This window comes from Listeria sp. ILCC792, from assembly GCF_900186135.1.
GTDB classification, from domain to species: Bacteria; Bacillota; Bacilli; order Lactobacillales; family Listeriaceae; genus Listeria; species Listeria goaensis.
Genome location: NZ_FYBO01000004.1, coordinates 32,706 through 54,277 on the forward strand (window position 1 = coordinate 32,706; position 21,572 = coordinate 54,277).

The following is a 21,572-nucleotide window of genomic DNA, read 5'->3' on the forward strand; positions in this document are numbered from 1 at the left end:
CGCAACTCCGCTCCCGCTCTTTTCATTTTACTTTTTTTGGCGTATGATAAAAAGATGATGACTAACAGAAAGAAGTGAACTTATGGACACGCAAACGATGATGATACTGATTATCGCCATTTTTGCCGGAATACTCGGGTCAATTCTCGGGCTTGGCGGCGGAATTATTATTACACCTGCGCTAACGCTCATTTTTGGCATCGACATTCAGTATGCAATCGGCGCAAGCATTATTTCCGTCATCGCGACCAGCAGTGGCTCCGCGATTGCTTACATAAAAGATCACATCACAAATCTCCGCGTCGGCATGTTTTTAGAAATCGCCACCACAATCGGCGCAATAACCGGGGCCTTCGTTGGCGGACTGCTATCCGCAACCGCGCTCTATATTATTTTCGGTCTACTCCTCCTTTATTCCAGCTATAATATGTTTAAAAAAGTAGGTTCCGAATTTCCTGTCAACGTAGAAAAAGATTCTATCGCTACCAAATTGAAACTCCACGATAGTTATTACGACAAGGCGCTTCGAAAAGAAATTCCGTACAATGTTGCAAACGTAAAAGCAGGGTTTGGCGTCATGTACGGAGCCGGCGTCGCAAGCGGCTTACTTGGAATCGGCAGTGGTGCGTTTAAAGTCATGGCACTCGACGTCTTCATGAAAATGCCGCTTAAAGTGTCCAGTGCAACGAGCAACCTTATGATGGGCGTGACCGCTGCCGCAAGCGCGACCGTATACTTATTCAAGGGCGACATCGATCCAACCATTGCGGCCCCAGTTGCCATCGGCGTTTTAATCGGCGCCACAATTGGAACGCGCGTTATGCAACGCCTAAAAAGCAAAGTCATTCGCATCGTTTTCATCCCAGTGCTTTTATACGTTGCTATCCAAATGATTCTTGAAGGATTGGGGTGGATTTAATTGGCGAGCGATAAACAAAAAGAAGAAGAAATGTATCACGTTGAAATTATCGTCGGCGGACTGCTTCGCATCGGCGTTTTAGTCAGCGCAGCAATTATAATTTTAGGCCTCGGTCTTTACATGGTCACTGGCGAAAGCGGCTATCCTGGGTCAACCTATCCAACATCATTCACAGCGATTTTTTCTGGACTTGCCGCATTAAAACCATTTGCGATTATGATGTTTGGACTGCTCTGCCTGATTTTCACGCCCGTATTTCGCGTTATCGTTTCCCTCTTTACTTTTTTAAAAGAAAAAGATTATTTATATGTTGGCATTACCGGCATTGTCCTTTTCATCTTGTTAATCAGCTTTTTAATTGGTAAAGGATAAAAAAATGAGATTTCCGCGTTTTAGGAAATCTCATTTTTATTTATAATCCAAATGCTTCATAAATATTTTTGAAGAAGATGTCTTCATTAACAATCTGCCATTTTTCTTTATCATCAGGATTTTGCTCCAGTTCAAGTTTAACTGTTACCGCCTTTTCTTCAGCAGGGCTTTCTAAGTACATCGTTTCAAGCGACTTATAACTCACTTCGTTAATCACCGCGTTCAACTCTTCTTCCGAACTATCTGCCGTAATTTTCTGTTCTGTTTGATTAATCAATTTTTCGATTTCTTTATTGACAGTCCCACTATCCGTGTCTAGCCCTTTTACAGCAATCATCAAAGTCGCCTTTTCACTGCTTTCATCTTCAACTTTAATCGAATAGGAACTCACCTTTTCTAAATGTTTTTGTACCTCTTGCTGAAAGTCCTCCAGCTCTGACTTCGACTTATCTGGAAATTGTTCTTGAATAGATGATACAAATGTATTTTGATTTTCTTTAATCATACTTGCATCATCAATTCCAAAAATCGCTTTTAATTCAGGCGTCGATTCCTCATAAATATAACTTTGTATGAGTGCATCACCAGCTTTTTTAGCATCTTCTGGTTGTTTGCATCCTGCAAGCACGAGGAAAATGGCACCCAAAATCACTAAAAAGAACTATTTCTTCATTTTATTCTCCTAACGATGGCTTTGATTATATTTTTTCTTTTCTTCAATAATGCGCTGACGCTCTGCATCCGAAAGATTAGGATCGCTTAATTGATTTCCATATTCACGATTTTTCTCCCCAATTTCTCTTCCACTTTGGCTCGCACCTGTAGTCGCATCTGGCTGTTCGCTTTGCGTACTTGAAGACGATTTAGACTCAGCACTCTTTTCTGTTCCTGACTGGCTTTCTTGACCATTTGAAGTTGCAGCTTGTTTAGACTGTTCCGCTTGTTTTGCTGCTGCCTCCTCACGAGCTTCTTGCTCTTTCTTCGCTGCTGCAGCTTTCTCAGTAGCCACTTTTTTCTCTTCCACTTTTTTCACATGTGTCGTATCCACTTTTACTTTTACTTTCGCGCGAATCGCAGCAATTTTTTTCTGAATCGCAACCTCTTGCACTTTATTGAAAGTTGATGGCGCAGTTGCTTTAGCTGAGGGCTGAAATAAAATGGATAGCATTACGAGGAAGCAAACCATACAAACTGCTTTCACATATTTTTTTTGTAACATGTTCTACTCTCCTTTTATATCATGCAAAATGGAGCCCGAATAAACGGGACTCCACAGAATTATTTAACTTTAAATTCAAATTTTGCATTGTTAGTTTGTTTGACTTCATACTCGAATTTTTCAAAGTCTTTTTTAAGATTTAATTTAGATGTTACATGATTAATGATTTGTGTTTTATTTTTGTTTTGGAAATCGAAGCCGTTAAAGATTTTTTCGATAGCAACTTGTGCATCTTTACCTTTTAATTTTTGACCAGTGAATTCATTTTTGTATTCCGCTTCCACTTTACCATTACTTTTCACTTCGTAATCAATTTCAACATCTTTCTTTTTATACTCAATTTCAACTTCTAAATCTTTAATTTTTAAAGCAGTTGCTTTTGTTGTATCTTTATCAGGAGTTGGTGTTGCAGCTTCCTCTTCTTTTTCAGGAGTTGGGGCTGGTGTTGGAACTACTGTAGCCGTTGAATATGTTCCAAAGTTCACTTGCGTTGTCCAGTTGTTAGCCACATAAATGACTTTAAGACCTACTTTTTCTCCTTTAGAAATCGAAGTTAGAATACCTTTTAATTGGTTAGCGTAGCTTATAGAAGATGCTCTTGAAGCAATTACTTTCGCTTGAGCTTTCGTGAAGCCAGCATTTTCCCAAGTTTTAGCTACTTTAAATTGGTTGTAAACTTTTGTGATATTCGCTGTTGTAAGTTTGATACCTGTAATTTTTTCTACATCAGCTTTACTAAATTCAACAACTTTCTTATACGCATCTTGATAAACAATTTTCCCCGGTACTGTCGCTGCTTCGGATACTGTTGGAGCTAGCGTTGCTACACCTATCGTTAAGGCTAGCCCTGTGATTGCTGTTACTTTTACAAATTTGTTCATGTCTCATTTCTCCTTTGTCCTATAAATTATGTAGTATTGTTTTATTTATACTAGCTAAACTTAGTATATACACTACCCTTTTATTCGTCAAGCTTTTTCTACTATTTTTTTTATAGTAGTGAATATTCATTTGTACAAAACCGTTGAAAATGCTATACTTAGAGATGTTCTTAACTAATATAAAAAAGTGAATAGCGAATGTAGGAGGAAAGAAAATGCGCTCATCCGCACAATTTAAAAAAGGAGTTCTCGATATTTGTGTCCTTTACTTATTACAAAAGACAGATCGTTATGGGTACGATTTGACGCAACAAGTAAATAGTTATATTCCAATTACCGAGGGAGCTCTTTATCCATCACTAAGACGACTTGTAAAAGAGGGCTATTGTTCTACCTATTTGCAAGAATCCCCTAACGGACCGTCTCGAAAATATTATCATATTACGAACACAGGTCGAATTTACTTAGAAGATATGCTCGAAGAATGGGATGAGTTCGTCACAAGTTTTAACCAACTACGAAAGGAAGCGGATATCAATGACTAAACATCAATTCCTTAAAGAATTAGATAAAGCATTTTCTGGCTTACCTAAAGAAGAAAAAGAAGAACTTATTCAATATTACGAAGAATACTTAGATAACGCACGCTTAGAAGGAAAAACGGAAGCTGAAATCTTAGAAGAACTAGGGAAACCTAGTCAAATTGCTGAAGCTTATTTGGAAGCGAATAGCGTTGTCCCACTCGAGCAAAAAGCTTATGAGCAACTTGCTTTAAAAGGCTTTTGGAAAAGATTCTTCATTCAATTTCTCTTTATAGGTGGGCTTCTCTTACTTGGAATCATTTGTTTAAGTAGTTTTGTCAGCATTTTTCTCTTACTTGCAGATATCATCTTCTTTAGACAAATCATTCTGTTCCAAATCTTTATTTTATTATTCGCAATCGGCGTTTTATATATAACAATTCTTGGCATCAGACAATTGTGGTTCATTTACACAACACGAAGAGGGCGGTTTTTATGAAAAAACATGTTTGGGTTAGTAGTATCTTTTTAATTGTTGGCGGCATCGGGATTTTGTTCTGCCTATTCACGCAAAATTTTCAAGATAGCGGCAAAAATTATACGAATAACTGGCAATTTACCAATGAAGAATTTGCTAATTTAGACCTTTCTAGCGAGAAAAATGTGGCAATCAACATTGAAGAAGCCGATGTCGAAAAGCCCACCGTTACTATTTCCGGCAAGCTTTCGAATCGGGAAATTCAAGATTTAAAACCAACTTCTTCAAAAAACAGTACGGAAATTAAGATTGGGACTTTTCGGACGTGGCTAGAGCGCTGGCACCTTCCCGCATATGGCACGCAAAAAGTGCGCGTTAAAGTTCCGAAAGATTATTCTTTTAAAACCCTTTCGGCAAAATTAAACAACGGTAATGTCCACATCAATGAATTAACGGGCGAAGGTCTTTCGATTCGGCTTAGCAATGGGGATTTTGTAGGAGAGCAAAGTGCCTTTAAAAACGCAAAAATCACAACCAATTCGGCTGGAACTGATTTGACGAACTGGACAGGAAATATCGCATTAGTTTCTAGTTCCGGCAATCAAATTGTTAAGGATTCCACTGGTGACTTTTCGCTTCACAATTCGGATGGCATGTCACAAGTTCACAGGCAAAAAGCGGAAAAAGGTGAAATTGACAATACTTCCGGTAAAGTGATTACTACACGCATCAAGTCTGGCCTCCTTACGATTGATTCTCAAAATGGAACAAACATCATTGAACAGCTCGAAGGAAAACTATTTTTAACTTCTTTAAACGGAAAAAGTATTTTAAGAGCTAATTACGGCGAACAAATTGTGGAGAGTAAAAACGGTGATATTATTGTGGAGGAAAATGCGGTTAGCGGAAATATGAATATTAAGAGTGAAAATGGGCTAATCAAAATGACGCTTTCAAATGATTATCATCAAGAGAAATTCCAAATTGTTGCGCCGCATGGCCAAGTGACATCTGATTTTTTATGGCAAGACAATGCGAAAAACGCTACGGTGAAAATTCAAACTTTGCGCGGTGAAGTAAAAGTTTTAGAGGGCGATGCATAAAATTTAAAAACAACACGTGCAATCAGATTAAACGGAAGTGGACTTTGTCCACTTCCGTTTTTTTATTCTGAAAATAGGTCCATTTGCATTGGCGCTAGACCAGTGTATTCGATTTTCATTTTTTCTTGTAAATGCTTGGCGTTATCTGCTGCATCACCGCCACTGTTATTATTGAAAATGACAACAACCTCGCCTGATTCTTTTTGTAAATGTGATACGTATTTCGCCCATTCAGAAATTTCTTCCTCGTTATAACGATAAAGCGTTCGTACCTCTCGCCACTCTGGGCTGTTCGCTTTCATCCAACCATATTGGTTTCGACCGTGTAAGCGAACTAAAGTTACATCCTTATTCGTTCCTCGTAGCACGATAGGGACACTGCCCGAACCAACTTGCGGCTCATCCACTACGACATGAATCAAATTCAATTCTTTTAAAAAAGCGAGCGTTTTTTCTTTATTTGCTTCGCTATACCAACTTGCATTTCTAAACTCAACGGCAACAGGTAAATCTCCCATTTGTTTGGCTAAATGGCGTAAATAAGCCACATTTTCCTTTGTACAATTAAAGTACGGCGGAAACTGGCATAACACGGCTTTTAATTTTCCACCTTCACTTATTGGTGCGATGGCATCCATGAAACGACGATACATTTCAATTTCCGAATCAAAATAATCTTGCCATTTTTTATGCGTTGTCATGGCGCTAAAAGCCTTGACGACAAAGAAAAATTGTTCTGGCGTATCATTTACCCAATTCGCTGTCGTACGTGGTGACGGAATGGCATAAAAGCTAGTATCAATCTCAACAAGCGGAAAATGCGCCGCATAATCGACTAATTTATGTTTATTGGAAAGATTTAAAGAGTCATGGTCACTAAACCCCGTCAAACCAATCGTTATCATCTGCATCCCAACCCTTCTCGTCATTTTATTTTATTATACCGCAAAGCACAAAAAAACAGAATGCATGTGCATTCTGTCAGCATGTCATTCATGCGCAGGCAAGAACTATCAAAAGAAGAAAAATCGTTTCTTTAGCTCAATTGGATCATAGGGATTGAATACTTTATCATTCAAGAGCGCTTTCGCGTTATTTAAAAAGTAATTGCTTTTTTCTCGCCCCTCTATTCGACGAAGTTTTTGGAGCCCATCTCGCATATCCAGCGAACGTCCCGCATATGAATGCGCATCTGTTGCAATAAAGTGCACGAGATTAGCTTTTATCAACTGGTCGCTCAGCTTCTTAATACTTTTATCTATCGCTCCCATATAAGAACCCCACGTTAACTGCGCAAACGCCCCCGCATCAACCAGCTCATACAAACTTTCTAAATCACGCATGACCTCCCGATTTCTCTCGGGATGCGCAATAATTGGTATATAGCCTTTCATTTGTAAATTAAAAAACAACTCTTGGGTGAAAAGGGGGATGGAGTCTGTCGGGAATTCGATTAGGATATACTTCGTTCCGCCAAGCGTTAGCACCGAACCGTCTGATAGCCCTTCAAGCATTTCACCGTGAATGCGGACTTCCTGACCTGGGTGAACGGTTAGCGGGATTCGCTCCGCAAAAAGAATCTCATTGAACGCTTCCACTTGCGCCTTGACTGCATCGCCTGGATTAACAAATTTTCCTTTTAGATGATGGGGCGTTGCAATTATGTCATTGAAACCTTGTTCTACAGCTTGCCTAGCCATTTCCAAGCTCACTTCTATACGTTTAGGGCCATCATCAATTCCATGTAATATATGGCAATGAATGTCTATCATCTTACGCCAACTCCTTTTAATCTAAAAAAGCGGATGAAGCGAGCGATTTTCTTGCACGCCTGAAATCGCCCTTGCTAATATCTCACCAATTGTAATCAATGTCATTTTATCTTGCCATTTTTCTTCTGGAATATCAATGGCATCTGTTAACACAAGTTCTTGTATCGGCGAACTAGCAAGCCGTTCTGCTGCGTCTCCTGCTAAAACAGCATGAGTGGCACAAGTTACAACTCCTGTAGCGCCATTTTCAAGCAATTTTTCAGCGGAAGTAGTTGCTCGGTATCCGGTATCAATAATGTCGTCTACGACAATGGCAAGCTTGCCGGCTACATCGCCGATTATACTTGAAATTTCACGTTCGTCTGGACGCGGTTTTCGGTTTAAAATCGCGATTGGCGCATTCATTTTGTCGGCCACTCGGCGAGCACGAACAACTCCGCTGTGGTCTGGCGCCACAATCACCACATCGTCGTTTCCATATTTTTCAACCAAATGCGCGGTTAAAAGTGGTACAGCCGAAATGTGATCGATTGGGATATTGAAGAAACCTTGGATTTGTGCAGCATGTAAGTCAACTGAAATAAGTCTTGTTGCACCAGCCTGTTGCAGTAAATTAGCGATTAATTTGGCCGTTATCGGCTCTCTGCTTCGTGCTTTTCTGTCCTGCCTAGCATAAGGATAATAGGGCATAATAACGGTTATCGAATGCGCTGAAGCACGTTTTAATGCATCAATCATAATAAGCATTTCTATAAGGCGTTCATTTACATTGCTATTCGCCGACTGGAGTACATAACAATTGGTTCCGCGAACGCTTTCTCCGATGTTGATTTTAACTTCGCCATCACTAAATTTTTGCAACTCAATCTCACAAAGCGGCACGCCTAGTGCTTTTGAAACTTTAACCGCAAGCGGCCGTTCATTTGTTACAGAAAAAAGCCTCATTTCATTTGACATTCTTATCCCCTTCCAGCAAACTAATTTGACACTTAATATTATATAAAACAAGTTGGGTTGTCGCAACCATATTCATTTAATATAGAAAAAGGCATACCCGTTCTATGATAAATCGGTATGCCCTTTGCTTCATTTATTTTTTTAAATCCGCTTTAATTTCTTTTAATCGATTCGGTGTTACATCGTCGCCTAATGGATCTACAATGGTCACATGATGTAAATTATCTTGAAGCGTCCCGCGAATCATTTGGCAATATTCTTTGCGAAGTTCTGCTTGATGCGCTTTTTCAGCTGCCGTAAGCCCTTCGCTTTTTTGTTTTGCCCCGTAATGATTGATTTTTGCTAATAATTCTTTCATGTGATCCCTCCTCTAATTGGTTACCCTTAGTAAGTAACTAACAAAATAATAACACATTGGTCAAAAATAGTCAAATCGTATTTGTTTTGCTATTATCGCACCATGTTTCATGCTAAAATAATGAAAGACAACTTATCCGAAAGAAGGAGACAATTTGAAAGAATTTTTTCAGCTATTAAAACACGGAAATAAATCGGCACTGATGGCGGCAATTGTAAATGCAGTCGTTTCACTCGTAAAAGGCATAACTTATATGTTTACTGGCAATGTGGCGATGTTCGCTGAAACGCTACATAGTTTAGGCGATGCCGCCAACCAGCTTTTTGTTTTCACAGGATCTGCTCTTAGTAAAAAACGCCCGACGAAACGCTTTCCAAAAGGCTTTGGCCGTGTCGTCAATTTAGTTTTACTCGGCGCTGTCCTTGTCGTTGGCATCATGGCGTACGAAACCATTAAAGAAGGCATCACCCATATAATTCACCCCAGTGAATCGACTGGTTTTTTAATCAACCTAATTGTTTTACTTACTTGTACGCTTTTAGAAGCGACTGTCCTCGTGAAGGCGATGCGCGAAATTACGCATGAAGCGGGCGTTCAAGCGAAAGGATTCAAACTTTTCCCTGCTGCGATGAAAAATTTAAAGTCAGCAAAAGCCGCTACTAAGCTTGTTTTTATGGAAGATTCTGTTGCAACTGGCGGTGGGCTTTTGGCTGCCCTTGCTGTTGTGATTTCCCATTATACACCATTCCATCAAGCAGAAGGAATTGCTTCGATTTTAATTGGCCTAATGATGTTTATCGTGGTTGGCGAAGTGTTCCTAGACAACGCTGCTGGTGCGATTGGAGAGTCCGACGAAGGCATGCACCTCCAAATTGGGCAGCTTATTATGACCGACCCTGATGTGAAAGATATCCAAGTTTTAACTGTTTTAAAAGAGGGAGATTCTTTCCATGTCGATGCTGAGGTTGAACTTGACTCCTCGCTCACGCTTGCTGAAATCGACCAAATTCGCGAACGTATTGAAGATTCTGTCGCCACCATTCCACACGTAGCCGACGTTATGATTACGTTTGATGAAGTGGATTCCGTTATGGACTGGGAATTCGGCGACGGAAGATAAAACTAAGAACGGAAAATCAACAAACTGATTTTCCGTTCTTTTTAAATTAAATTGTATTTTTTCAAACTATCTATTGCCGAAAGAACGGCCTCTTCCTTCGTTGCAAGTTGCTCCCAACCTAAGACTTCTTTCGCCTTGGCATTACTGATTTTCCGGTTCATCTCTAAAAGTAACAACCCTTCTTTCGCTTGACGGTTAAACCTCGCACCAATTTTTATGAACCAATTAGGAATGGTTCTTGTCGTTACTTTGTCTGCTAACTCTGGTCGTGCTTTTTTTAGTAGTTTAGCTATTTCTAGCATGGAAATTTCTCCGTCTGCCGAAGCAATAAACCGTTGCATTGCCGCATCTTTCGTTGTCATAGCACGAATATGCATGCTAGCCACATCACGAACATCTACCACATTAAGCGGTATATTGGGAACTTTTTTTACTTTTGGGTCTAGTAGCATTTTAAGCAAACCAAAACTCCCCGAGACGTGACTATCTAACGCAGGTCCAAAAACGGCTACCGGATTAATTGTCACTAGTTCTAAATTCGGATTCTCATTAGCAAACTCCCAAGCTGCTTTTTCTGCCAAAAGCTTAGATTTTTCATAAATTGAAAGCCCTGCCTCATGTTCGTTCGTCCAATTTTCTTCTGTAGTTGTCGAATTTAAATCCTTATTACTAAAACCTACAGCTCCGAAATTAGATGTCATTACAACACGTCTTACACCTGATTTATGTGCAGCCTTTAAAATACGTAAGACTCCTTCAATCGCTGGCCGAATTGCCTCCTCTTCATTTTTAGGTATATCGAAAAAAACAGGCGATGCAACACTTAGTACATATTCACAATCTTTCATATTGTCTTCCCAGTTTTTGTCGCTAGTTAAATCAGCTTCAACAAATTCAAGCGTGTCCACACCCACACCATGCTCTAGCAAAGTATCTAAAACTCTTTCTTTACTATTAAGATTGCGAACAGTGGTTTTTACATTATATCCTTGCTGCAATAATTGTAAAATAATTTGCATACTCATAAAACCTGTTCCACCAGTTACTAAAACTTTATTTTTCATGCCAATTCCTCCAAATATCATCTTTATTTACTAAAATAACTTTTTAAGCTATTATTAGAATAAACCCTAGACCATAATCTAGAGCAAGCGTTTATTTTTAGGAGGAACTATGACTTATACAATTAAAGAAGTCTCTGAAATGTTTAATTTAAGTATCTATACAATTCGTTACTATGATAAACAAGGATTACTGCCATTTGTTTCAAAAAATAAATCTGGCTACCGAGAGTTTACGGAATCGGACTTACAGTTCATCCACACAATTTGTTGTCTAAAAGCGACTGGAATGTCAATCAAAGATATTCGGACTTACATTTCATACTGTATGGTCGGAACTGAATCGATTGCTTCGCGAAAAAAATTACTTTCTGATCATCGTGATAAAGTTTTAGAAGAAATAGCACTATTACAACAAAATTTAAAGGGTGTTGAGCAAAAATTGGATGTTTACAGCTCCCCAATGGCCGCCGAAATTATTGAAGCACAGCGCAATTTTGTCCGAAGCGAAAAGGAAAAAGCAGCTCTTTTTAACCCCTACTAAAAAGCTGCCTTTTCCTTCTATTCTTTATGTTCTAACACTGTACGACCGTTAAGCTTTTGAATTTCCCTATTGTTTGCCTCATAATATCGGTCAAACTCCTTAATTTGTTCACTTGAAACTTCTACGGGATTTGCCATCACATACCATTCCACATTTTCTGAAAGAGGAGGAGTTGTAAGCGATCCTAAATAATGATAGTAACTTTTATTTTCTGGAAGCATACTTGCCACATTAATCGTATCTCCAACTTTTACTTTTTCACCTTTTTTAATATTCGCAAGCACCGTATTAAAACCTGCGTTTTCCTTACCCTCTTTAAAGAACACACCAATTACGGCGATTCGTCCATCTTGCGACTGGTTGACAAAATGCGCTTCAATCGGATAATGCTCCCCATTCAGCGTGTGCTCACTTTTTGCGTGGAAATGGAACTGACTAAGTTCAAAGTTACGCCCGTTAATCTTCGCCGTACCCGTATCATCAACTTGAATGCTATGCCCGTTATCCACCTCATCTACTACAGCATCTGAATAATCAAGCTCAATTTCTCCAGAATCTTTCATCGGCTCGGTTTTAGCAGTTTCAATATTAATTGGTGACTGCGAATCCCCAGACTCAAATTTCCAATCCTTTTGATTTTTATAATCGATATGGTCACTTGATTCTTTCTTCACCACTTTTTCGCTCGCTTTTGACTTTGCATCATTCGAACAACCCGTAAGCAACGCCACGGCCACAAGCATTGTAGCTGGAACTAACAACATTTTTTTCATTTAATTAACCTCCGTAATATTTAATCAACCTAATTAACATACCAATAATGACACCTAAATGCTGTAGACAAATTGTGACGTTTTTCACAAAAAATGAGACTTTTAGCGTCGAATATACACACAAAAAAAAACACCCGCTTTAATAAACGGGTGCTCCTGTCTTTACGAGACATAATGCGGTTTTCTGCGGGTCTCCACAAACCCATAAATGCAGAAAACACTCGGCAGCTAAAAATCACGCTGCATAAGGCTCATCGCATGACCTTTAATATAGCATTTTTTTATTTTTTTGTAAAGCTAGCAAAAGACGAACACCAAGCTTCCGCAATCAACTCGTGTCCTCTTTTTGTCGGGTGAACCCCGTCAGGCGCAATTTCAGCATATCCTTGCGCGATCCCCGCTGCGTTTAACATCCCATCAAGCGGCACATACAACGCCCCGTACTCATCAGCAAGCTCCCGCACAGCATGAATTTTCGGATCCAAGTCAGCCCGCCAGTCTTTCCTATCCGCCGGAATTGGCAATACAAACGGCTCCATTAAAATTAGCTTCGCCTCCGTATTTTGAGTAGCGTCCTCCAAAACATCTGCATACACCGCTTTGAACGCGCTAGTCGAAGTATCCCGCCATTCCGAAAAGCTCCGCCAAGTATCGTTAACCCCAATTAAAATCGACAAATAATCCGGCGCAAGCCTAATTGCGTCTTGTTGCCAGCGCGCACGCATATCCGTCGTTAAATCACCAGAAACACCACGATTAATCACCCGAAATTCAGGCAGCATTCGCGAAATCATGGCCACATAACCCTCGCCTAAACTCCCACTATCCGCGCGATTCCGTCCCGCATCCGTAATACTGTCACCTTGAAAAAGTATCGTCTTCATAAAACTCCTCCTAATTTATAAAAAAACACCAACAAGTAGGTACTCGTCAGTGTTCATCACATCATACAACTTTTTCTTCCAACCAGTTTAAATCATCCAAGAAATAAAGCAAATCTTCTTCTAGAATGTCGCGTTCACAGTCGTTCACAATATCGTGACCACTTCCTTGATAAAAACAAAGTTGTTTTTCCGCCGTATGAATATTTTTGAAAATATAATTCGCGTTATCCGCGTCAATTTCCTCATCTTGGCAACCTTGCCCAATCATTGTTGGCACATGGATTTTTTCAATATTATCCGCCACAAATTTATAAAAATCAGAACGTGCGTCTGCCATCTTTTTAATTTCCGGTTCATAGCTTTTTAGCATCGCTTCCGCAGACGCCGCTTCAAAACCTTCTTTTGCAAGTTGTTTTAGCAAATATTTCTCTACTGGAATATAGCGCATTTTGCGATTAACGTTCGCACATAAAGGTACAATCGCTTTCGGTGAAAATGATTCCGCCATTTTAAGCGCAAACACGCCACCCATCGCAACACCAATAATCGCAATTTCATGGTATCCTTCTTTTTCCAAAAACTTATACCCAGAAACAGCATCTTCGTACCACATTTCAGGCGTCGTTTTCAAGAATAACGCTGGCTCATCTCCGTGTCCACGGAAATTCGGAGCATACACCGTATACTCATTTTCAGCTAAATATTCTCCTAAACTTTTGACATCTTCTGTAGTCCCTGCAAAGCCATGCAAGAGTAAAACAGCACGATTTCCCGCTTTTAACATAAAGCTACGATCCGCACTCATTTTTCAGCAGTCCTCCTACCCTTAAAATAAAGGTTTTGTGAATTACAATAGACCTATCATAACGCGAAGTTTGGCAACTGTCAACCCTAAAAATCAACTGCTTTTTCCTAACTAAAACAAAGTTAAAAATCCCACAAAACACCCCCTTCCCCGCCTAAAATCCCCCAATAAAAAAAGCCCGGCGAGCCATGCGTTTCCGCATCGCTCACCGAGCTCAGAATTCAATTATTTTTTCAAGTTGTAGAATGCTTTAAGACCACGGTATTCCGCAAGATCTTGAAGGTTATCTTCAATACGTAATAATTGGTTGTATTTCGCAACACGGTCAGTACGAACTGGCGCACCAGTTTTAATTTGACCAGCATTTGTTGCAACTGCGATATCAGCAATTGTGGAGTCTTCAGTTTCACCAGAACGGTGAGAAACAACTGCAGTGTATCCAGCTTGTTTAGCCATTTCAATCGCATCTAAAGTTTCAGTTAAAGTACCAATTTGGTTAACTTTGATAAGGATAGAGTTCGCGATACCTTTTTCGATCCCTTGCTCTAATTTTTCAGTGTTTGTTACGAATAAATCGTCACCAACTAATTGTACTTTAGAACCAATACGTTCTGTAAGAAGTTTGAAACCATCCCAGTCGTTTTCATCTAAGCCGTCTTCAATAGAGATGATAGGGTATTTGTTAATCATTTCTTCATACCAAGCTACCATTTCTTCAGAAGTACGTGTTACGCCTTCACCTTTAAGTTCATATTTACCAGATTCACGGTTATAGAACTCAGAAGATGCAGCATCCATTGCGATTCTAACTTGTTCGCCTGGTTTGTAACCAGCAGCTTCAATTGCTTCGATAATCGCTTCAATTGCTTCTTCATTAGATTCTAAGTTTGGCGCGAAACCACCTTCATCGCCAACACCAGTGTTAAGACCTTTACCTTTAAGAACACCTTTAAGCGCGTGCACAATTTCAGCACCCATACGTAAAGCTTCTTTAAAGTTAGCAGCACCTACTGGCATAACCATAAATTCTTGAATATCAACATTGTTATCAGCATGTTCGCCGCCGTTTAAAATGTTCATCATTGGAACTGGAAGAACTTTCGCGTTCGTTCCACCAATGTATTCGTATAAATGTACGCCTAATTCGTCAGCAGCAGCACGAGCAGCAGCTAAAGAAACACCAAGGATAGCATTAGCGCCTAATTTACCTTTGTTCGGTGTACCATCTAAGTCGATCATCGCTTTATCAATACCAATTTGATCAGTAACATCAAAACCGATAATTTTATCAGAAATAATATCATTTACGTTTTCAACAGCTTTCAAAACACCTTTACCAAGGTAACGACCTTTATCGCCATCACGTAATTCTACAGCTTCGTATTCACCAGTAGACGCACCACTTGGAACAAGCGCACGACCAAAAGCACCAGCTTCTGTATAAACTTCTACCTCAACAGTTGGATTACCACGAGAATCAAGAACTTCGCGAGCATATACTTCAGTAATAATAGACATTAATATCTTCTCCTTTGTTGGGACTCTTCGAACAAAGTGAGTTAGAGTCCCAATATGCATGTGAGCAAAGCGAACATGTAATCCTCAAAAGACTCTTCGAACAAAGTACTTTCCAGAACCACAATCCTCAAAAGCCCCTTCGAACAAAGTGCCTTCCAGAACCACAATCCTCAAAAGCCCTTCGAACAAAGTGCCTTCCAAAATCACAATCCCCAAAAGCCCCTTCGAACAAAGTACCTTCCAAAATCACAATCCCCAAAAGCCCCTTCGAACAAAGTGCCTTCCAAAATCACAATCCCCAAAAGCCCCTTCGAACAAAGCAACTCCACCACACACATATTGGTATTCTCTCAACTCGTCCAATCCCACATTTTAAATTACATTTTTATTGTAGCTTTGTTTTAGTAAAAACAAAAGTAAAAACTGTTTTATTTCTCAATTAAACTTTCACCAGTCATTTCAACTGGCTTTTCTACGCCTAATAAATCAAGCATAGTTGGTGCCACATCCGCCAAACGGCCGTCAGCGCGTAATGTTGCACCTTTTTTCGTTACGATGACCGGAACCGGAACTGTCGTATGCGCAGTATGCGGTTTTCCTTCTGGAGTCGACATCGTTTCAGAGTTTCCGTGATCCGCGAAAATAACAGCAGAACCACCTTTTTCTAAAATCAAATCAACTACACGACCTAGATTTTCATCCACCGCTTCAATCGCTTTAATTGTTGGCTCAAGCATACCAGAGTGACCAACCATGTCCGGATTCGCGAAGTTTAAAATAATCGCATCGTGCTTGTCGTCTTTAATATCTTGAACAAGTGCGTCTGTTACTTCATAAGCACTCATCTCTGGTTTTAAATCATAAGTTTCAACTTTTGGTGAGTTGATTAAAATCCGATTTTCGCCTGGAAATTCTTCATTTCTTCCGCCATTCATAAAGAATGTAACATGTGGGTATTTTTCCGTTTCAGCAATTCGCAGTTGCGATAAGCCGGCATCAGATAATACTTCCCCAATTACGTTTTTCATTTCAATTGGCTCGAAAGCTACTTCAGCGTCAATACTTGGATTATACAAAGTCATCGTCACAAATTTCACGTTTTTAGGATGTTTCTCCCCACGTTCAAAATGTTCCCATTCTTTGTCTGTAAAGGCATTTGAAAGTTGGATAGCACGGTCTGGACGGAAGTTAAAGAAGATGACTGCATCATTATCTTTCACCGTCGCAGTAGCTTCGCCGTCTTTCGCAATAATTGCCGGCACAACAAATTCGTCGTTTTTCCCATTTTCATAAGAAGTTTCAACTAATTTAATTGGATCCGCAAATTTTTCACCTTCACCGTACACAAGCGCTTTATAGGCTTTATCAACACGTTCCCAGCGCTTGTCGCGATCCATCGCGTAGAAGCGTCCAGATACAGTCGCAATCTCACCATATCCAAGTTTTTGAATAGCTGTTTGAAGTTCTTTTAAATACTCAACAGCAGACTGTGGCGCCACGTCACGACCATCTAGGAAAGCGTGGATATATGTGTTTGGAACACCTTTCGCTTTCGCTGTTTCAAGTAGTGCAACAAGATGGTTAATGTGACTATGAACACCACCGTCAGAAAGCAAACCGAACAAATGCAAATCGGAATTGTTTTCCTTCGTATGATTAAATGCGTTGTTAATGGCTTTATTTTCTTGGAACTCGCCTTCCGCAATTGCTTTATCAATACGTGTTAGGCTTTGATATACGATACGACCTGCACCGATATTTGTATGCCCTACTTCTGAGTTACCCATTTGTCCATCTGGAAGACCGACATCAAGACCCGAAGCTTTTAACGTACTATGCGGAAATTCAGCCCAGTAACGGTCGAAATTTGGTTTATTTGCTTGTGCAACAGCATTTCCAACTGTTTCAGCACGTTGTCCAAATCCGTCCAAGATAATAATCGCTACAGGAGATTTACTCATTTTATTTTACTGCCTCCAATAAAGCTAAGAAAGATTTAGGTTCTAAGCTTGCGCCCCCTACAAGAGCGCCATCAATATCTGATTCTGCCATGTATTCAGCAATATTTTCTGGTTTTACACTTCCGCCGTATTGAATGCGAACCGCTTCTGCCGCTTCTTTAGAAACAGCGTCAGCAATTTCCGCGCGGATAACCGCACAAGTTTCGTTTGCATCTTTACTTGTAGAAGATTTACCAGTACCGATTGCCCAGATTGGCTCATAAGCAATAACTGTTTTCTTCACTTGTTCTTCAGTAAGCCCTGCAATAGCAGAACGAATTTGACCACGAACCCAAGTTTCAGTTTGACCAGCTTCACGTTGGTCAAGTGTTTCACCACAGCAAATGATTGGTGTCATGCCACGTTTGAAAATCGCATGTGCTTTTTTATTAATATCTTCATCTGTTTCATGGAAATACTCACGACGTTCAGAGTGACCGATAATCACATAAGATACACCAAGATCAGCAAGTGCAAACGGACTTGTTTCTCCAGTGAATGCACCTTCATCTTCTGAATAGCAGTTTTGAGCAGAAATTTGCAAATCAGTTCCTTCCGCTAAACGAGTTAAGTCACGAAGGAATAAAGCTGGGGAAGCGACTACAGAATCAACCGCGCTTTTAGCTGGCACTTTCCCTTTCACTTCTTCTACAAATTCTGCAGCTTTAGCCGCTGTTTTGTTCATTTTCCAGTTTCCAGCAATAATTGGTTTACGCATGAAAAACATCCTTTCGAACTAAAAAATTTGTTTTTATTTATCGCTAATAGATGCAACGCCTGGTAGTTCTTTACCTTCTAGATATTCTAGAGAAGCACCGCCGCCAGTTGAAATGTGCGTGAACTTGTCAGCAAATCCAAGTTGCATAGCTGCAGCTGCCGAGTCACCACCACCAATAATTGTTGTTGCATCTTTTAAGTTTGCGATAGCTTCACAAACACCAATTGTACCTTTTGCAAAATTGCTCATTTCGAAAACGCCCATTGGACCATTCCAAATAACTGTTTTCGCTCCTTCAAGCTCTTTCGCAAATAGTTCGATTGTTTTTTCGCCAATGTCAAGTCCTTCTTCGTCAGCAGGAATAGCATCAGATGCAACTGTGTGGAAAGGAACATCATTGCTGAACTCTTTCGCTACAACAGTATCAATTGGAAGAACAAGTTTATCACCAGCTTCTTCCATTAAACGTTTTGCAAGATCCACTTTATCCGCTTCAAGAAGAGAAATACCGACTTCATAGCCTTTTGCTTTCATGAATGTATAAGCCATACCGCCACCAATTAAAAGTTTGTCTGCTACTTTTAATAAGTTTTCGATAACGCCAATTTTATCGGATACTTTCGCGCCACCTAAAATCGCTACAAGTGGGCGATCTGGGTTTTCAACAACCCCACCGATAAATTTAATTTCTTTTTCCATTAAGAAACCAGCTGCAGAATCTAAGTTAGAAGCAATTCCAACGTTAGAAGCGTGCGCACGGTGAGCTGTACCAAAAGCATCGTTTACGAATACATCGCCTAAAGATGCCCAGTATTTGCCAAGCTCAGGGTCGTTGCCGCTTTCTTTTTTACCTTCAACGTCCTCAAAACGCGTATTTTCAAATAAAAGAACGTCTCCGTCTTTCATATTAGAAATAGCAGTTTCAAGTTCAGCGCCGCGTGTTACAGGAACAAATTTCACTTCTTTGCCAAGTAATTCGCTTAAACGTTCAGCAACCGGGCGAAGGGATTTGTCTTTTTTATCTTCTTCAGTTTTCACTTTTCCAAGATGGGAGAATAAAATTGCTTTTCCGCCTTCTTGTCCAATATATTTAATAGTTGGAAGAGCAGCTACAATACGATTATCGTTTGTGATTTTGCCGTCCTTCATTGGCACGTTAAAGTCAACGCGAACAAGTACTTTTTTGTCTTTTAAGTCTAAATCAGTCACTACTTTTTTAGCCATTTGGATTCCTCCTGATAATAACAAAATACACAGTCGCTCGTGTAGTTTGAGTTTGTAACATAAAACTAAATAACTTCAGAAAACAAGCGGAAACAAATACATGTCTCCGCCTATTCGTTTAAAACTTATTTAATTCAGGCTTATTTTGCAATTTTAGCGAAGTATTCTAAAGTACGAACTAATTGAGCAGTGTAGCTCATTTCGTTGTCATACCAAGAAACAGTTTTAACTAATTGTTTGTCGCCAACGGACATAACTTTAGTTTGAGTTTCATCGAATAAAGAACCGTAAGTGATACCTTTAATATCAGAAGATACGATTTGGTCAGCAGTGTAACCAAATGTTTCTGGATCGCTTGCAGCTTTCATTGCAGCATTTACTTCGTCAACTGTTACTTGTTTGTCTAAAACTGTTACAAGTTCAGTAAGGGAACCAGTTGGAACTGGAACACGTTGAGCAGCTCCGTCTAATTTACCTTTAAGGCTTGGTAATACTTCACCGATTGCTTTAGCAGCACCAGTAGAGTTAGGAACGATGTTTTCAGCCGCTGCACGAGCACGACGGAAGTCACCTTTAGGGTGTGGACCATCAAGAGTCATTTGGTCACCAGTGTAAGCATGGATTGTAGTCATAAGACCTTCAACAATACCAAAGTTGTCGTCTAAAGCTTTAGCCATTGGAGCTAAGCAGTTAGTTGTACAACTTGCACCAGAGATAACTGTTTCAGTTCCGTCAAGTGTTTCATGGTTAACATTATAAACGATAGTTTTCATGTTACCAGTTGCTGGAGCAGAGATAACAACTTTTTTAGCCCCTGCTTTTAAGTGTAATTCAGCTTTTTCTTGTGTTGTGAAGAAACCAGTACATTCAAGAACGATTTCTACACCTAAGTCGCCCCATGGTAATTCTTCAGGGTTACGGTTAGCTAAAACTTTAACTTCTTTTCCGTTAACTTTAAAGAAACCATCGTGTACTTCAACATCTTTACCGAAAGTACCTTGTGTTGTGTCATATTTTAAAAGGTGTGCTAACATTTTAGCATCTGTAAGGTCATTGATTGCTACTACTTCAATTCCTTCTACTTCTTGAATACGACGGAATGCTAAGCGTCCAATACGTCCAAAACCATTAATACCAACTTTAACTGTCATGAGTTATTTCCTCCTTGAAAATAAGTGAAATTTTTTTATTTCAAATGGGTTTTACTCCCATTTAAAAGCATATTTGCTGCTCCTTCGTCCGTGACTAAAATCGTATTTTTCGGAGCGCTTTTCATATACGATTTAATTGCTTTCGCCTTTGAAGTCCCACCAGCAACAACAATGATGTGCGGGATTTTGGCTAAATCTTCAAATTGCAGGCCAAATGTAGAAACTTTATGTACGACTTCACCTTGCTCATTGAAATAATAACCAAATGCTTCGCCAACTGCCTCAAGACGTGTAATCTTATCGATAACTTCATCACTTGTATGGCGGCGTTTCGCCATCGTAAGCGCGTCACCGATACCATGAACGATTGCGTTTGCCGATTGCACCAAGCGCAAACCTTCTTGAATCGCAGGTTCTTTCATAAGAGATTGATAAGCTTCTTCACCTAACTGTTCTGGCACGTATAGAACACGGTGTTTAGTACCTGTTTTTGTTGCGATGCGGTCGCAAATGGTGTTGGCTTGATTATCTAAATCTTCGCCGATTCCACCTCGCCCAGGAACGAAAAGCAACTCTCGCCCTTTAGCAAAATCGCTTGGCATTGTATCTGCAAAGGTTGCCATTGTAGAACCACCCATGACAGCTACAACATTGCGTTTTTCAACTAATGCTAAATCAAGTTGTTTTACAGCAACACGACCCATTTCCTCGCGTACCCACGGCGTAATATCACTATCTCCCTGCACGACTAAACATTTCTTTATTTGTAAAAGCTCCGCCAGTCTATTTTCTGCAGAATGTAAACCAGATAGTTGATTCATTATGCTTTCGAGATCACGAAAAACAATGAGCCCTTCTTTTGTCACAGTCATTCCTGATGATGCAATATCAATCAGTCCTTGCGCTTTCAAAAATTCAACTTCGCCGCGAAGAACGCGTTCACTCATGCCGAGCATTCCCGCTAGAGTCCGCCTGCCAACAGGCTCTGCAAAATAAATGGAACGAAGTATTTGATAGCGTTTTTGCATGACCGCTAAAACGTCGGGTAATAGCTTTTGTTGAATGTTAATTAAATCTGACATTTTAATTGCTCCTCGCTTTTGGACACCATTCGACCCGCATAGTCATCAAGCGTCCCGTTGAAACTAAAAAAAGTGGAGATAAAGGTTTCTAAGTTTTCGACTGGATGAATTT

24 protein-coding genes are annotated in these 21,572 nt (G+C 39.9%); 7 read left to right on the forward strand and 17 right to left on the reverse strand.

The features are described 5' to 3' along the window. Positions 1-82 precede the first annotated feature (82 nt). Positions 83-919, forward strand: a complete 837-nt coding sequence (locus CFS60_RS06120; RefSeq protein ID WP_088809800.1) for a sulfite exporter TauE/SafE family protein — start codon at positions 83-85, stop codon at positions 917-919. A gap of 30 nt (positions 920-949) precedes the next feature. Then, positions 950-1,291, forward strand: coding sequence for a DUF1634 domain-containing protein (locus CFS60_RS06125; protein ID WP_088809846.1), 342 nt, complete (start codon positions 950-952; stop codon positions 1,289-1,291). A gap of 40 nt (positions 1,292-1,331) precedes the next feature. On the opposite strand, the gene CFS60_RS06130 is transcribed toward CFS60_RS06125, so the two are convergent. The 3 genes from CFS60_RS06130 to CFS60_RS06140 are packed head-to-tail and all read right to left on the reverse strand — an operon-like array spanning position 1,332 to position 3,391. Further along, positions 1,332-1,919: a DUF5105 domain-containing protein gene (locus CFS60_RS06130; protein WP_255387555.1), complete on the reverse strand. Its 588-nt coding sequence runs from the start codon at positions 1,917-1,919 to the stop codon at positions 1,332-1,334. 54 nt (positions 1,920-1,973) lie between these two features. Next, positions 1,974-2,510 (reverse strand): hypothetical protein, encoded by a 537-nt coding sequence (locus CFS60_RS06135; protein WP_088809798.1) that lies wholly within the window; start codon positions 2,508-2,510, stop codon positions 1,974-1,976. A gap of 59 nt (positions 2,511-2,569) precedes the next feature. Next, a complete protein-coding gene (locus CFS60_RS06140; protein WP_088809797.1) occupies positions 2,570-3,391 on the reverse strand; it encodes a YusW family protein in 822 nt (273 codons plus the stop codon). Positions 3,392-3,606: 215 nt separating this feature from the next. Here CFS60_RS06140 and CFS60_RS06145 point away from each other — a divergent pair, with 215 nt between their 5' ends. The 3 genes from CFS60_RS06145 to CFS60_RS06155 are packed head-to-tail and all read left to right on the forward strand — an operon-like array spanning position 3,607 to position 5,493. Then, positions 3,607-3,936, forward strand: a complete 330-nt coding sequence (locus CFS60_RS06145; protein ID WP_088809796.1) for a PadR family transcriptional regulator — start codon at positions 3,607-3,609, stop codon at positions 3,934-3,936. Beyond that, positions 3,929-4,411 (forward strand): DUF1700 domain-containing protein, encoded by a 483-nt coding sequence (locus CFS60_RS06150; protein WP_088809795.1) that lies wholly within the window; start codon positions 3,929-3,931, stop codon positions 4,409-4,411. The genes CFS60_RS06145 and CFS60_RS06150 overlap by 8 nt, the downstream gene beginning before the upstream one ends. Continuing rightward, a complete protein-coding gene (locus CFS60_RS06155) occupies positions 4,408-5,493 on the forward strand; it encodes a DUF4097 family beta strand repeat-containing protein (RefSeq protein ID WP_088809794.1) in 1,086 nt (361 codons plus the stop codon). Before CFS60_RS06150 ends, CFS60_RS06155 begins: the two co-directional genes overlap by 4 nt. 62 nt (positions 5,494-5,555) lie before the next feature. On the opposite strand, the gene CFS60_RS06160 is transcribed toward CFS60_RS06155, so the two are convergent. The 4 genes from CFS60_RS06160 to CFS60_RS06175 all read right to left on the reverse strand — a co-directional run bounded on the left by CFS60_RS06160 (position 5,556) and on the right by CFS60_RS06175 (position 8,580). Next, positions 5,556-6,398 carry a DUF72 domain-containing protein gene (locus CFS60_RS06160; protein ID WP_088825744.1) on the reverse strand — a complete coding sequence of 281 codons (843 nt, stop codon included), beginning with the start codon at positions 6,396-6,398 and terminating at the stop codon, positions 5,556-5,558. A gap of 108 nt (positions 6,399-6,506) precedes the next feature. Next, positions 6,507-7,265 (reverse strand): tyrosine-protein phosphatase, encoded by a 759-nt coding sequence (locus tag CFS60_RS06165; RefSeq protein ID WP_088809793.1) that lies wholly within the window; start codon positions 7,263-7,265, stop codon positions 6,507-6,509. Between the two features lie 21 nt (positions 7,266-7,286). Further along, positions 7,287-8,222 carry a ribose-phosphate pyrophosphokinase gene (locus tag CFS60_RS06170; RefSeq protein WP_088809792.1) on the reverse strand — a complete coding sequence of 312 codons (936 nt, stop codon included), beginning with the start codon at positions 8,220-8,222 and terminating at the stop codon, positions 7,287-7,289. A 133-nt stretch (positions 8,223-8,355) separates the two neighbouring features. Continuing rightward, a complete protein-coding gene (locus tag CFS60_RS06175) occupies positions 8,356-8,580 on the reverse strand; it encodes a DUF896 domain-containing protein (protein WP_088809791.1) in 225 nt (74 codons plus the stop codon). A gap of 154 nt (positions 8,581-8,734) precedes the next feature. On the opposite strand from CFS60_RS06175, the gene CFS60_RS06180 reads away from it, so the two are divergent. Then, complete coding sequence (locus tag CFS60_RS06180; protein WP_088809790.1) at positions 8,735-9,700, forward strand: cation diffusion facilitator family transporter; 966 nt, start codon at positions 8,735-8,737, stop codon at positions 9,698-9,700. A gap of 41 nt (positions 9,701-9,741) precedes the next feature. Here the strand turns inward: CFS60_RS06180 and CFS60_RS06185 are convergent, their stop codons facing one another. Next, positions 9,742-10,764: an aldehyde reductase gene (locus CFS60_RS06185; protein WP_088809789.1), complete on the reverse strand. Its 1,023-nt coding sequence runs from the start codon at positions 10,762-10,764 to the stop codon at positions 9,742-9,744. 109 nt (positions 10,765-10,873) lie between these two features. On the opposite strand from CFS60_RS06185, the gene CFS60_RS06190 reads away from it, so the two are divergent. Next, the gene (locus CFS60_RS06190; protein ID WP_088809788.1) at positions 10,874-11,305 is read left to right on the forward strand and encodes a MerR family transcriptional regulator; all 432 of its coding nucleotides are present in this window, start codon (positions 10,874-10,876) and stop codon (positions 11,303-11,305) included. A 17-nt stretch (positions 11,306-11,322) separates the two neighbouring features. Here the strand turns inward: CFS60_RS06190 and CFS60_RS06195 are convergent, their stop codons facing one another. From CFS60_RS06195 to CFS60_RS06235, 9 genes are all read right to left on the reverse strand, one after another. After that, entirely contained in the window at positions 11,323-12,078 is a 756-nt protein-coding gene (locus tag CFS60_RS06195; RefSeq protein WP_088838987.1) for a carbonic anhydrase, read from the reverse strand. Positions 12,079-12,359: 281 nt separating this feature from the next. Beyond that, the gene (locus CFS60_RS06200; RefSeq protein ID WP_088815752.1) at positions 12,360-12,962 is read right to left on the reverse strand and encodes an SGNH/GDSL hydrolase family protein; all 603 of its coding nucleotides are present in this window, start codon (positions 12,960-12,962) and stop codon (positions 12,360-12,362) included. Positions 12,963-13,023: 61 nt separating this feature from the next. Further along, positions 13,024-13,767, reverse strand: a complete 744-nt coding sequence (locus CFS60_RS06205; RefSeq protein ID WP_088809785.1) for a carboxylesterase — start codon at positions 13,765-13,767, stop codon at positions 13,024-13,026. A gap of 225 nt (positions 13,768-13,992) precedes the next feature. Then, positions 13,993-15,285: a phosphopyruvate hydratase gene (gene eno, locus CFS60_RS06210; protein ID WP_088809784.1), complete on the reverse strand. Its 1,293-nt coding sequence runs from the start codon at positions 15,283-15,285 to the stop codon at positions 13,993-13,995. A 428-nt stretch (positions 15,286-15,713) separates the two neighbouring features. Continuing rightward, entirely contained in the window at positions 15,714-17,246 is a 1,533-nt protein-coding gene (gpmI, locus tag CFS60_RS06215) for a 2,3-bisphosphoglycerate-independent phosphoglycerate mutase (protein ID WP_088809783.1), read from the reverse strand. A gap of 1 nt (position 17,247) precedes the next feature. Continuing rightward, a complete protein-coding gene (gene tpiA / locus CFS60_RS06220) occupies positions 17,248-18,003 on the reverse strand; it encodes a triose-phosphate isomerase (protein WP_088809782.1) in 756 nt (251 codons plus the stop codon). Between the two features lie 33 nt (positions 18,004-18,036). Beyond that, positions 18,037-19,227 carry a phosphoglycerate kinase gene (gene pgk / locus CFS60_RS06225; RefSeq protein WP_088809781.1) on the reverse strand — a complete coding sequence of 397 codons (1,191 nt, stop codon included), beginning with the start codon at positions 19,225-19,227 and terminating at the stop codon, positions 18,037-18,039. Positions 19,228-19,367: 140 nt separating this feature from the next. Continuing rightward, complete coding sequence (gene gap, locus CFS60_RS06230; protein WP_088809780.1) at positions 19,368-20,378, reverse strand: type I glyceraldehyde-3-phosphate dehydrogenase; 1,011 nt, start codon at positions 20,376-20,378, stop codon at positions 19,368-19,370. Between the two features lie 35 nt (positions 20,379-20,413). Continuing rightward, a complete protein-coding gene (locus tag CFS60_RS06235) occupies positions 20,414-21,460 on the reverse strand; it encodes a sugar-binding transcriptional regulator (protein WP_088809779.1) in 1,047 nt (348 codons plus the stop codon). Positions 21,461-21,572 lie beyond the last annotated feature (112 nt).